The sequence below is a fragment of the Rhizobium hidalgonense genome (genome assembly GCF_002914525.1).
GTDB lineage: Bacteria > Pseudomonadota > Alphaproteobacteria > Rhizobiales > Rhizobiaceae > Rhizobium > Rhizobium hidalgonense.
Map to the genome: position 1 here is coordinate 19,350 of NZ_LODW01000063.1, position 12,525 is coordinate 31,874.

At 61.2% G+C, this 12,525-nt stretch carries 9 protein-coding genes; 4 read left to right on the forward strand and 5 right to left on the reverse strand.

Translation table 11 applies throughout. The features are described from left to right. Window positions 1–48: 48 nt before the first annotated feature. The 3 genes from araD1 (at window position 49) to araD (ending at window position 4,346) form a co-directional block, all read left to right on the forward strand. Window positions 49–1,044: an AraD1 family protein gene (gene araD1, locus ATY29_RS20510; protein WP_097537184.1), complete on the forward strand. Its 996-nt coding sequence runs from the start codon at window positions 49–51 to the stop codon at window positions 1,042–1,044. A 67-nt stretch (window positions 1,045–1,111) separates the two neighbouring features. After that, entirely contained in the window at window positions 1,112–2,545 is a 1,434-nt protein-coding gene (locus ATY29_RS20515; RefSeq protein ID WP_003565735.1) for an aldehyde dehydrogenase family protein, read from the forward strand. Between the two features lie 61 nt (window positions 2,546–2,606). After that, window positions 2,607–4,346, forward strand: coding sequence for an L-arabinonate dehydratase (gene araD / locus ATY29_RS20520; protein WP_003565733.1), 1,740 nt, complete (start codon window positions 2,607–2,609; stop codon window positions 4,344–4,346). A gap of 141 nt (window positions 4,347–4,487) precedes the next feature. Here the strand turns inward: araD and ATY29_RS20525 are convergent, their stop codons facing one another. The 4 genes from ATY29_RS20525 to ATY29_RS20545 form a co-directional block, all read right to left on the reverse strand. Further along, the gene (locus tag ATY29_RS20525) at window positions 4,488–5,825 is read right to left on the reverse strand and encodes a TadE/TadG family type IV pilus assembly protein (RefSeq protein ID WP_003565732.1); all 1,338 of its coding nucleotides are present in this window, start codon (window positions 5,823–5,825) and stop codon (window positions 4,488–4,490) included. 423 nt (window positions 5,826–6,248) lie between these two features. After that, on the reverse strand, window positions 6,249–7,073 hold the full coding sequence (locus ATY29_RS20535) for a transglutaminase family protein (protein ID WP_097537185.1): 825 nt from the start codon (window positions 7,071–7,073) through the stop codon (window positions 6,249–6,251). A gap of 12 nt (window positions 7,074–7,085) precedes the next feature. Beyond that, entirely contained in the window at window positions 7,086–8,027 is a 942-nt protein-coding gene (locus ATY29_RS20540; protein ID WP_003565726.1) for an alpha-E domain-containing protein, read from the reverse strand. Continuing rightward, window positions 8,027–9,436, reverse strand: coding sequence for a circularly permuted type 2 ATP-grasp protein (locus tag ATY29_RS20545; RefSeq protein ID WP_003565724.1), 1,410 nt, complete (start codon window positions 9,434–9,436; stop codon window positions 8,027–8,029). Before ATY29_RS20545 ends, ATY29_RS20540 begins: the two co-directional genes overlap by 1 nt. 408 nt (window positions 9,437–9,844) lie before the next feature. Between ATY29_RS20545 and ATY29_RS20550 the strand changes: the two genes are divergently transcribed. Continuing rightward, complete coding sequence (locus tag ATY29_RS20550) at window positions 9,845–10,744, forward strand: DMT family transporter (protein ID WP_003565722.1); 900 nt, start codon at window positions 9,845–9,847, stop codon at window positions 10,742–10,744. Window positions 10,745–10,793: 49 nt separating this feature from the next. On the opposite strand, the gene ATY29_RS20555 is transcribed toward ATY29_RS20550, so the two are convergent. Beyond that, a complete protein-coding gene (locus tag ATY29_RS20555; protein ID WP_097537186.1) occupies window positions 10,794–12,485 on the reverse strand; it encodes a DEAD/DEAH box helicase in 1,692 nt (563 codons plus the stop codon). Between the last annotated feature and the right edge of the window lie 40 nt (window positions 12,486–12,525).

The following is a 12,525-nucleotide window of genomic DNA, read 5'->3' on the forward strand; positions in this document are numbered from 1 at the left end:
GGCGGAGCTTTTTGTTAAGTCTCCGCCGGAACGAGAAGGATCAAAGTCGTGCTTATTTCCCAGATCAAAGGTGCCAACGGAGAGATCGTCGTCGCCGTGCGCGAGCAGGGCGGGGCGGCCAGGTCGGTGAAGAATGCCGGCAGCGTCTATGCGCTGGCGATGGAAGCCGCCGACGGCGGCAAGTCGCTTGCCGCTGTTATCGAGGCGCATGGTTACGGTGATGCCGTCGATCTCGATAAGGTCTATGCGGAAGGCCGCTTCCTGCCGCCGATCACCCATCCCGACGCCGCCCACCTGCATCTGACCGGCACCGGTCTGACGCATCTGGGTTCGGCCGCCACCCGCGATTCCATGCACAAGAAGACCAGCGAGGCGGCCGAGGAAACGCTGACCGACTCGATGAAGATGTTCAAGATGGGCCTCGAGAACGGCAAGCCGAAAACCGGCGAAAAGGGCGTGCAGCCGGAATGGTTCTACAAGGGCAACGGCTACGGCACGGCTGCCCCCGGCGCGCCGCTGGTCTCGCCTTCCTTCGCGCTCGACGGCGGCGAAGAGCCTGAAATGGCCGGCATTTACGTCATCGCCAAGGACGGCTCGCCGTTCCGCATCGGCTTTGCCCTGTCGAACGAGTTTTCGGACCACGTCACCGAACGGATCAACTATCTCTATCTGGCCCACTCGAAACTGCGCCCGGCCGCCTATGGTCCGGAAATCCGCATAGGCGCCGCACCCGACGATATTCGCGGCACCTCGCGCATCAAGCGCGGCGACAAGGTGATCTTCGAAAAGCCCTTCCTGTCGGGCGAAGCGAACATGTCGCACACCTTCGCCAACCTCGAATATCACCATTTCAAATACGGCATCTTCCGCGTTCCGGGGGATGTGCATGTCCATATGTTCGGCACGGCGACACTGTCCTTTGCCGACGGGATCAAGGCGGAAGAGGGCGATGTCTTCGAGATCGAAGTCGCCGAATTCGGCCTGGCGTTGCGCAATCCGTTGAAGGTCGCCGCCGAGGAAGAGATCGCCGTCAGGCAGCTCTGATTTTTGAGATCCGGCCGCCTTGGCGGCCGGATCATGATGTAAACGGTAAAGGAGGCTTGTTCAGCCCATGACCATTTATCAAAACCTGATCGCCGGCGAATGGGTCGGCACGAACGCGACGAAGAACATCAACCCGTCCGACACGAACGAAGTCGTCGGCCTCTATGCCGACGGCAGCGCCGAAGACACGAAGAACGCCATCGCCGCCGCCAAGGCGGCCTTCCCGGCCTGGTCGCGCTCGGGCATCTGGGAACGCCACGTCATCCTGAAGAAGGCCGGCGACGAGATCATGGCGCGCAAGGACGAGCTCGGCGCGCTGCTTGCCCGCGAGGAAGGCAAGACGCTGCCTGAGGCGACCGGCGAAGTCATCCGCGCCTCGCAGATTTTCGAATTCTTCGCAGGCGAAGCCCTGCGTCTGGCCGGCGAGGTCATCCCGTCGGTCCGCCCGAACATCGGCGTCGAAATCACCCGCGAAGGCCTCGGCGTCATCGGCATCATCACGCCGTGGAACTTCCCGATCGCGATCCCCGCCTGGAAGATCGCCCCGGCGCTCTGCTACGGCAACACCGTGGTCTTCAAGCCGGCCGAACTGGTGCCGGCCTGTTCGTGGGCGATCGTCGATATCCTCAACCGCGCCGGCCTGCCCAAGGGCGTGTTGAACCTCGTCATGGGCAAGGGCTCGGTCGTCGGCCAGGCCATGCTCGAAAGCCCGGACGTTCACGGCATCACCTTCACCGGTTCCACCGGCACCGGCCGGCGCGTCGCCGCCGCCTCCATCGAGCATAACCGCAAGTTCCAGCTGGAGATGGGCGGCAAGAACCCGATGGTCGTGCTCGATGATGCCGACCTCAACGTCGCCGTGGAGGCCGCCGCCAATTCCGGTTTCTTCTCGACCGGCCAGCGCTGCACGGCCTCGTCGCGCCTGATCGTCACCGAAGGCATCCACGACAAGTTCGTCGCAGCCCTCACCGACAAGCTGAAGACGCTGGTCGTCGACAATGCGCTGAAAGCCGGCACTCATATCGGTCCTGTGGTCGACGAGCGTCAGCTGAAGACCGATACTGATTATATCGAGATCGGCAAAAAAGAAGGCGCCAAACTTACCTTCGGCGGCGAGGTCATCTCCCGCGAAACGCCCGGCTTCTACCTGCAGCCGACGCTGTTTACCGAAGCGACCAACCAGATGCGCATTTCGCGCGAGGAGATCTTCGGGCCGGTGGTCTCGGTGATCCGCGCCAAGGATTACGACGAGGCGCTGGCCATCGCCAACGACACGCCGTTCGGCCTTTCGGCCGGCATCGCCACGACCAGCCTGAAACATGCGACGCATTTCAAGCGCAATTCCGAAGCCGGCATGGTGATGGTCAATCTGCCGACGGCAGGTGTGGATTTCCACGTGCCGTTCGGCGGCCGGAAGGGTTCGTCCTACGGTCCGCGCGAGCAGGGCAAATACGCCGCCGAATTCTACACAACCGTCAAGACCGCCTACACGCTGGCTTAAACAAAGTGTGATGACCCGGATCGTACGAGGCGGTCCGGGAATATGCTGAAGGACAGAGACGATGAAAAAGAAAGCCGAATGGCCGCGCAGGCTGAGGTCGCAGGAATGGTACGGGGGCACGAGCCGCGACGTGATCTATCACCGCGGCTGGCTTAAGAACCAGGGTTATCCGCACGACCTGTTCGACGGCCGGCCGGTGATCGGCATCCTCAACACTTGGTCGGATATGACGCCGTGCAACGGTCATCTCAGAGAGCTCGCCGAGAAGGTGAAGGCGGGCGTCTGGGAGGCCGGCGGCTTCCCGCTCGAGGTGCCGGTTTTCTCGGCATCGGAAAACACCTTCCGCCCGACCGCGATGATGTACCGCAACCTCGCCGCGCTGGCGGTGGAAGAGGCGATCCGCGGCCAGCCGATGGATGGCTGCGTGCTGCTCGTCGGCTGCGACAAGACCACGCCGTCGTTGCTGATGGGCGCCGCTTCCTGCGACCTGCCGTCGATCGTCGTCACCGGCGGGCCGATGCTGAACGGCTATTTCCGCGGCGAACGCGTCGGCTCCGGCACGCATCTGTGGAAGTTCTCCGAAATGGTAAAGGCCGGCGAGATGACGCAGGCCGAATTCCTCGAAGCGGAAGCCTCGATGAGCCGTTCGTCCGGCACGTGCAACACCATGGGCACGGCCTCCACCATGGCCTCCATGGCCGAAGCGCTCGGCATGGCGCTGTCCGGCAATGCCGCGATCCCGGGCGTCGATTCCCGCCGCAAGGTTATGGCCCAGCTCACCGGCCGTCGCATCGTCCAGATGGTCAAGGACGACCTGAAGCCCTCCGAGATCATGACGAAACAGGCTTTCGAGAACGCCATCCGCACCAATGCGGCGATCGGCGGATCGACCAACGCGGTTATCCATCTGCTCGCCATTGCCGGCCGCGTCGGCATCGATCTGTCGCTCGACGATTGGGACCGCTGTGGCCGCGATGTTCCCACCATCGTCAACCTGATGCCGTCGGGCAAATACCTGATGGAAGAGTTCTTCTATGCCGGCGGCCTGCCTGTCGTGCTGAAGCGCCTCGGCGAAGCGGGCCTGCTGCACAAGGATGCGCTGACGGTCTCCGGCGAAACGGTCTGGGACGAGGTCAAGGACGTCGTCAACTGGAACGAGGACGTCATCCTGCCGGCTGAAAAGGCGCTGACATCTTCGGGCGGCATCGTCGTGCTGCGTGGCAATCTGGCGCCGAAAGGCGCGGTGCTGAAGCCGTCGGCTGCCTCGCCGCATCTCTTGGTGCATAAGGGCAGGGCAGTCGTGTTCGAGGACATCGACGACTACAAGGCGAAGATCAACGACGACAATCTCGACATCGACGAAACCTGCATCATGGTCATGAAAAACTGTGGGCCGAAGGGCTATCCGGGCATGGCCGAAGTGGGCAACATGGGACTGCCGCCGAAGGTGTTGAAGAAGGGAATCCTCGACATGGTGCGTATATCAGACGCCCGCATGTCCGGAACGGCCTATGGCACCGTCGTGCTGCACACCTCGCCGGAAGCGGCGGTCGGCGGCCCGCTGGCGGTTGTCAAAAACGGCGACATGATCGAGCTCGATGTGCCGAACCGTCGTCTGCATCTCGACATATCAGACGAGGAACTGGCGCGGCGTCTCGCCGAATGGCAGCCGAACCATGACCTGCCGAAATCCGGTTATGCCTTCCTGCATCAGCAGCATGTCGAAGGCGCCGATACCGGCGCCGACCTCGACTTCCTCAAGGGATGTCGCGGAAACGCGGTCGGCAAGGACAGCCACTGAAGCGAGATTTCGGCGAAAGGCTTCTCGATCGGCTTGAGATCTGGGGCGTATCGCCGAAGAATGAATATCCGGGCGCCATCCCTGCCGATGGCGCCCGGATATCGTTGCCGCAAAACGCTGCACGGTTTTGCGCGACCTGCCTTAGCTGGTTATCCGCGGTGCGCTGACGATCTTCAGGAACAGGGCCTCCATGGCCTCTTCAATGCCGTCGGTTGGACTGACCGCAAAATAGAAGCCGGGGGTGGCGCACTCTTCCATTTTCGTGGCGATCTTGCTCTCGAAAGGCTTTACCCAATCGTTGTAAAAGCCGTTGTCGGGCAAGGGCAAATAGGTCGTATAGAGGACGGCGACTTTGATGCCGCGGTCTTTGAGCTTCTTGCAATAATTGGTGTCAATGGGTTCGATGCAGCGTCCGCCGTTTGTTCCCTTGGGGCTGGTGCATCCAGCCGGCTTGTAGCTATCCCCAACACCGTCAGCGACAAAAAACACGATCTTCTGGCGGTCGGCATTGCTGGTGCCCGCGCCGATAGTGCCCTTGATTTCGCCTTCAACACCTTCCAACGCTTTGTCAAAGCTCGTCTGCTGGTCGTTATAGTAGTTCTGAAAGGGAATGCTCATAAGATTGATCATGTCGGTGGCGACCGCCACGGCGCCAAGATCATAGTCCAGGTCGGAAACCTTGAAGAGCTTTGCGTTTTTGGCGTCCTGGGCAGTCTTGCCGAACGTGTATGCGGCGACCCGGAATTGGTTCGGCATGGACTGCGTGTCCTTTGCCTTGGCCATCAAGGCTTTGATGGCGGCGGCCACTACGTCGATACGAATGGTCACGTTGTTCTCGCGCGCGACATTGTAGTAGCTCTTCTTATCCTCCACGCCTTTTTCAGAAACAATGTGGCATGCGAACGCGCAGTTTTTATCTTTGCCGCCATCGTGGCCATTGGCGGTTGCTTTTTTCATGGCGGTGATGTCGTCAGTGGTGGCCGCAACACCCATTGATGGGGTGTTATCCAACAGCATGAAGAAATCCATGTAGGACGGGGTGTCATACTGCGCTGTTGCCGTCCCGGAAACGGGGATCTGCGGAAATCCCAACACCTGCATGAATGTCGTCGGCATCTGGGCGCTAAAGGATACGGTCGAGGTGAGAGTAGCGCCCTTTTTTTGAACGCTGATGTCGACAGCAACGGGAACGTCGCCCTGTTTTTTGGACATCTGCGAAAAGAAGATCTTCTGGGCTTCGGATTTTCCGAGCGTGAGCGATCCGTCGCCTGACATCGCGGCGGCTTGCGTTGCCGCATCTGAAGTCTGCGAAATGGATCCCACCGCGGCGGCGTCCGCAGCGGCGTACAATTCGGTCCGAAGCGATAGGGCAGTGCCAAAATCAATGGCCGTACCCGCAGCACCTAGCAGGGGTATGACGAGTAGCGCCGTCATAATTCCGAAATTACCGGATCGGTCAAAAATAAAACGATGCAACATATAAGGCCGCTCTTCCCGGTAGCCGTGTTCGTGGCTGCGTCGCAACCAAATAGCTAGAAGGGATCACTAGCAGGGGAGCATAAACCAAACGAAAACACGTATGGTTGCGTTCTCATTAAATCGCATTCCGGGTGAGGCTGAAGCCCGGGACTCCGGCGCTTCCGCGCGAGATGATGTCGGCGCCTCCGCGATCGAGCTCTCGCAACGAGGACATCCTTGACCCGCCCCTGAGAAACATAAGATAGAAATAATAGGCAGGTTTATTGATGAGGCCAGCAATCTTGTTTTCCCAGTGGGATATCGACGTGCAGAACATGCAGCCGACAAGGTCACTGGAATCCAGAATCTATTCCGTCTATGCCGGCTCGGCAATTCCTCCTATCCCGAAGCCAAACGCCAGTCTGCTTCGCCTTCCGCCGCCGGTCAGCTCTGGCTCTGGCTTTGCATCTGTCCGCCGTCCTCGACCTTTACGGTGACTGACAGCGTTTCGCCCGGCGTGCCGATGCGCATGCCTGAAATCGGGGCGGCGTCGCGGTAGCAGAGACCGGAGGCGATCCTGATGTAACGCACATCCGGGCAGATCTCGTTGGCTGGGTCGAAACCGACCCAGCCGAGGCCGGGAATATGGGCTTCGGCCCAGGCATGGGTCGCCGCCTGTTCGACCTTTTCCTCCATCATCAGATAGCCCGAGACATAACGGGCCGGCACCTGCAGGGCGCGGGCGGCGGCAATGAAGATGTGGGCATGGTCCTGGCAGACGCCGCTCTTCTTCTCCAGCGCCTGTTCGGCCGTCGTCTCGGTGTTGCTGGTGCCCGGTCTATAGGCGACCGACTCATGGATTGCCGCCATCAGCGCATGCATGCGGGCGAGCTCGTTGTCGCCGCCGATGCCCTTGATCAGTTCCTTGACCAGCTTGCCGCTCCTGGTCAGCGTTGTCTCCCGCAGGAAGAGCCAGAGCGGGCAGAAGCCGGTATGCGGGCCGGTGACGCCGTTATTGTCCGCCGTCTCGACCTCGCCTTCGGCCAGAATGCGCGTCACATGCTGGGCGCCTTCCAGCGAGACCAGATTGACGTGGTTGCCATACTGATCGTCATATTCCACCTCGGGGATAGCGCCCTCGACGTTCAGCGACCAGCTGAGCACTTTCTGGACGGCTGAGGTCGGCGGCGTCAGCCGCAGCCGTTGCAGCGAGAATTGCGCCGGTTCGTCGTAGCGGTATTCGGTGAGGTGGCTGATCTTCAGTCTCATGTTCTGATCCGCTTAAACGTAGAACCGGTAGCCGTCGGAAATTTCGGCGCCGAGCTGATTGTTGCGCGAGACGAAATCCTCAAGGAATTCATGCAGGCCTTGATCCATGATGTCGCGGATCGCCCGCGTCTGCAGTGTGGTACGGATCGCATCGGCCGTATCGTGGGCAGGCAGTCGCGCCTCATAATCCTGGGCGAGATAGCCAAGATTACTGACGATCTTCTCGTAACAATAGGCAAGCGAGCGCGGCATTTGGACGTTCAGCGTCAGGAAGTCGGCGATGTTCATCGCCCGGTATTCGCCGTCATAGGCCCAGCTATAGGCACGGTGGGCGGAAACCGAACGCAGGATCGATTCCCACTGGACGTTGTCGAGCGAGGAGCCGACCGCCGAGACTGAAGGCAGCAGGACGTAATATTTCACGTCAAGGATGCGGCTCGTATTGTCGGCCCGCTCGATGAAGGTGCCGATGCGGGCAAAATTATAGAGTTCGTTGCGCAGCGTCGAGCCATGAAAGGCGCCGCGGATGAGGCCGGCGCGACGCTTGATGGCGTCGATCACCTCCGGCATTTCGGCCGGCTTCACGCGCTTTTCGAGCAGCGACTTCAGGTCGATCCAGCATTCGTTGGTCGCTTCCCAGGTTTCCCGCGTCAGCGCCGTGCGCACCATGCGGGCGTTGTTGCGGCCGGACTCGATGCAGGACATGACGCTCGACGGGTTGGCCCGATCGCGCAGCAGATAGTCGATTGCCTCGGCATTGGTTAGCTTCGTATGGCTTTCGTCATAGGCCTCGCGCACGCCGGCACTTTGCAGCACGCCATCCCAGTTGTCGTCGCCGGCGCTGCTGCGGGTCAGCGACATGCGCAGTCCGGCATCGACCAGGCGGGCGATATTTTCGGCGCGCTCGATGTAGCGGAACATCCAATAGAGGCCGTTTGCAGTTCTTCCGAGCATCAGTCCTCCAATACCCAGGTGTCTTTGGTGCCGCCGCCCTGACTGGAATTGACCACCAGCGAGCCCTGCTTCAACGCGACGCGGGTGAGCCCGCCCGGAATGATCTGAACCTTGTCCGACACGAGCACATAGGGGCGAAGGTCGACATGGCGTGGCGCAATGCCCTTGTTGACGAGGATCGGCACGGTGGAGAGCGACAGCGTCGGCTGGGCGATATAGTTGTTCGGCTTGGCCTTCAGCTTCTCGGCGAAATCGGCGCGCTCCTTCTTCGATGCGGTCGGTCCCACAAGCATGCCGTAGCCGCCGGAGCCGTGTACTTCCTTGACGACCAGCTCTTCGAGGTGCTCGAGCACGTATTTCAGGCTTGATGGTTCCGAACAGCGCCAGGTCGGCACGTTTTCGAGCAGCGCCTTGCTGCCGGTGTAGAATTCGACGATCTCCGGCATATAGGAATAGATCGCCTTGTCGTCGCAAATGCCGGTGCCCGGCGCGTTGGCGATCGTGATATTGCCGGAGCGGTAGACATCCATGATGCCGGGGATGCCGAGCGCCGAATCGGCCCTGAAGGTCAGCGGATCGAGGAAATCGTCGTCGACGCGGCGATAGAGCACGTCGATCGCCTCGTAACCGCGGGTCGTGCGCATCTTCACCTTGCCGTCGATCACGCGCAGATCCGAGCCCTCGACCAGTTCGACGCCCATCATGTCGGCAAGGAAGGAATGCTCGTAATAGGCCGAATTGTAGATGCCTGGGGTGAGCACCGCGACGCGCGGCTTGCCGGCGCAGCCGGGAGGCGCGAGCGAAGCGAGGCTCTGGCGCAAGAGATAGGGATAGTCCTCTACGCGCTGCACCTTGTTCTTGTGGAACAGCTCCGGGAACATCTGCATCATGGTTTCCCGGTTTTCCAGCATGTAGCTGACGCCGGAAGGCGTGCGGGCATTATCCTCCAGCACGTAGAATTGATCCTCGCCGGTGCGCACGATATCGGTGCCGACGATATGGGTGTAGACGCCGCCGGGCGGGCGGAAGCCGATCATCTCTGGGATGAAGGTAACGTTGTTTTCGATCAGTTCGCGCGGCACGCGGCCGGCGCGGATGATCTCCTGCTTATGATAGATATCATCGAGAAAGGCGTTGAGTGCGATCACCCGCTGCTCGATGCCCTGGGCAAGCTTGCGCCATTCACGAGCGGAGATGATGCGGGGAATGATGTCGAAAGGAATGAGCTTTTCGGAGCTGTCGGCATGGCCGTAAACTGCGAAGGTGATGCCGGTCTTCCGGAAAATATTCTCCGCATCGCGGGACTTGGCAATCAGATGCGACCGGTCTTGACTGTTGTACCACTCAAAATATTTTTCATATGGCGGGCGAGGACTTTCGTCCCCGGTAATCATTTCGTCAAATGCCAAAGGTGCGGCTCCCCTTTTTTGTTCATTTGAATACAACGCAAATTGCAATGCAAGAACCATGCGCAGTTCGAGGAAAAGATTTTGCGTTGCGGGAAAAGGGGAGGATGCGGGCGTTTGAAGTGGTGCGGCGCAGTGGTTGTTCCGCAATGGCTGCGCAAAATGTGGGCAGGTGATGGTTTTTCGGTCGGTCGCGATGGTTAGGCTGGCGGAACCGCACACATCCTGTGACGAGGAGGGGGGCACACGGCGCGCCCGTTCTGCACTCGTCACAGGAACCGCGCCGGTTCCACTCGTCGCTCGTACCCACCCATCAGCTAAATTTCAAATAAGCATCAATGCTTCGCCTTTGACTGCGACTGCCGGGTGCGGCTATCAGCACGGCGAAACCTCCTCTTCCCGAGCAGCCTTATGTCCCTCGATCGCCTTGCCCCCGCTCTCTTCGTCCTACTCTGGTCCACGGGCTGGGTGGTGGCGAAATATGCGGCGCTGCATTCCGAGCCCTTCACCTTTCTTTCAATACGCTATGGGCTGTCGGCGCTCGCTTTCCTGGCGCTTTGCCTGGTGGCGCGGGCGCAATGGCCGAAGAGCCGGGCGACGGCGCTGCGTGCCGTCTATTCCGGCTTCTTCCTTCACGGTTTTTATCTCGCCGGCCTCTGGTGGGCGATCGCCAATGGCGTGCCGGCCGGCATATCGGGCATCATCGCCGCGCTGCAGCCGCTGATGACGGCGATGGCGGCGCCTTTTCTCGTCGGCGAGCGGTTGCAGCAGACACAGAAATTCGGCCTTGGCCTCGGCTTCATCGGCATTGCCATCGCCATTTCGCCGAAGCTGTTCGATTCGGCGACTGCCGATCTCACCCATGCCGCTCTGCCGCTGGCGATCAACCTTATCGCCATGGGTTCCGTCACCTACGGCACGCTCTATCAGAAGAAACACCTGCAATCCGGCGACCTCCGGACCATCGCGACGCTGCAATATATCGGCGCACTGATCCTCACTTTGCCGCTGTCGCTGATCTTCGAACACCAGTATTTCGACGGTACCGCGCGGGCCTATGGCGCGCTCGTCTGGTCGGTCTTCGGCCTGTCGATGGGTGGTGTCGGGCTGCTGCTTTATCTGATCCGCCGGGGGCAGGTCTCTCGCGCCGCTTCGCTCATCTACCTGATGCCGCCAGCCGTCGCGCTCGAAGCTTTCATCGCCTTCGGGGAGCCGCTGACCCTGCCTTTGATTCTGGGGACGGTGGTGGTGGTGACGGGCGTCTATCTGACCAACCGTAGGACAGTCGAGCGTAGGCCTGCCGAGGCGTAAGAAAAGGCCGGGACATGCCCGGCCTTTCCGATTTTCAGTCAACTGAGACTCACGCGCGTTCGCGACGCTGGCCACCGCCATTGCGGGCGCCGGAGCCGCCACGGCGATTGCCGCCGTTGCCGTCGCGGCGTGGTTCGCCGCCCTGGGCCTGTTGCGGGCCGCGGTCCTCGCCGTGCTTGCGGGCCGGACGGCCGTGGGCATGGCGGCCGTTGCCGCGGTGATGGCCGCTCGGCTCGCCATTGGCATGGTGGCCATTGGGGCCGTTATGGGCAGGACGCTGAGGCTTCGCCGAGGGGCGGAAGTCGGAGGTCGAGACCAGATCGTTGTCGGGGCCGAGATTCGGGGCGGCTTCGCCGCGGCGCTGGCCGCGGAAATCCTCATTGCGAGCCGTGCGTTCGGGCCGCGGACGGCGCTCTTGGCGGTTGCCGCGATGCTCGGAGCGACCTTCGCCGCCGCGGCCTTCGCCACCGCGACCCTCGCCGCCGCGACCCTGGCCGTTGCCGCGATTGCGGTTGTTGCCATTGCCGTTGGCGCGGCGCGGGCCGGCGGCGCCGATATGTGCCGGCGCTTCGCCGCTGGCGACCGTAATGTCGATGCCCATCAGGCGCTCGATGTCACGCAGCAGCCTGGCTTCGTCAGGAGCGCAGAACGCAATCGCGATGCCGTCGCGGCCGGCGCGCGCCGTGCGGCCGATGCGATGGACATAGGCGTCCGGCACTTCGGGCAGGTCGTAGTTGTATACGTGGCTGACGGCCGGAATGTCGATGCCGCGGGCGGCGACATCGGTGGCAATCAGCGTCTTGATGCTGCCATCACGAAAGGCTTTCAGCGCCCGCTCGCGCTGACCCTGGCTCTTGTTACCGTGGATGGAGGCGACGGAATAGCCGATATTCTCGAGATGCTTCATCAGCTTCTCGGCACCGTGCTTGGTGCGCAGGAAGACGATGGCGCGGCCGTCCGGGTTTTCGGTCAGCGACTTGCGGAGCAGTTCCGTCTTGTCGTTCTTGCCGCCGACGAAATGCACATACTGCTCGACCTTGTCGGCAGCCTTGCCGGGTGGCGTGACTTCGACCGTAACGGGATCGACCAGATACTCGCCGGCGAGATCGGCGATCGACTTCGGCATGGTGGCCGAAAACAGCATGGTCTGGCGCTTTTTCGGCACCAGCTTTGCGATCTTGCGCAGATCGTGCACGAAGCCGAGGTCGAGCATCTGATCGGCTTCGTCAAGCACGAGATAACGCACTGTCGTCAGCGTAATCGCACGACGGTTGACGAGGTCGAGTAGTCGGCCGGGCGTGGCGACCAGGACATCGGTGCCTTTTTCGAGCTGAAGCTGCTGCTTGTTGATCGAGACGCCGCCGACGACGACGTTGACGCGCAGATGCGACTTGCGGATAAACTTCTTCAGGTTTTCGGCGATCTGGTTCACCAGCTCGCGGGTCGGCGCGAGGATGAGGGTCCGCGTCGTGCGGTTGTCGGGACGGCGTTCGTCGGCGAGCAGCTTTTCGATGAGCGGCAGGCCAAAGGCGGCAGTCTTGCCGGTGCCGGTCTGCGCAAGGCCGATCAGGTCGCGGCCTTCAAGCAGGAGGGGAATGGCCTGTTCCTGGATCGGCGTCGGCGTTTCGATGCCGAGCTGGAACAAGGTGGCGACGATCGGCTTGGAGACACCAAGCGATTCAAAATTAGTCAAGGCATAACCTTTCGGGGCGCCACAACGACTAGCGCCGGAACGCACCATGCGATCCGGTTTCATTCTGGCGTCAAGAACCCCGCGTGAA

Excerpts from the sequence above, each read along its gene's own strand:
- ATY29_RS20525 (WP_003565732.1), bottom strand. The coding sequence starts at position 5,825 with ATGTTGCATCGTTTTATTTTTGACCGATCCGGTAATTTCGGAATTATG.
- ATY29_RS20540 (WP_003565726.1), bottom strand. The coding sequence starts at position 8,027 with ATGCTCGGAAGAACTGCAAACGGCCTCTATTGGATGTTCCGCTACATC.
- araD (WP_003565733.1), top strand. The coding sequence starts at position 2,607 with ATGAAAAAGAAAGCCGAATGGCCGCGCAGGCTGAGGTCGCAGGAATGG.
- ATY29_RS20535 (WP_097537185.1), bottom strand. The coding sequence starts at position 7,073 with ATGAGACTGAAGATCAGCCACCTCACCGAATACCGCTACGACGAACCG.
- ATY29_RS20550 (WP_003565722.1), top strand. The coding sequence starts at position 9,845 with ATGTCCCTCGATCGCCTTGCCCCCGCTCTCTTCGTCCTACTCTGGTCC.
- ATY29_RS20515 (WP_003565735.1), top strand. The coding sequence starts at position 1,112 with ATGACCATTTATCAAAACCTGATCGCCGGCGAATGGGTCGGCACGAAC.
- ATY29_RS20555 (WP_097537186.1), bottom strand. The coding sequence starts at position 12,485 with ATGGTGCGTTCCGGCGCTAGTCGTTGTGGCGCCCCGAAAGGTTATGCC.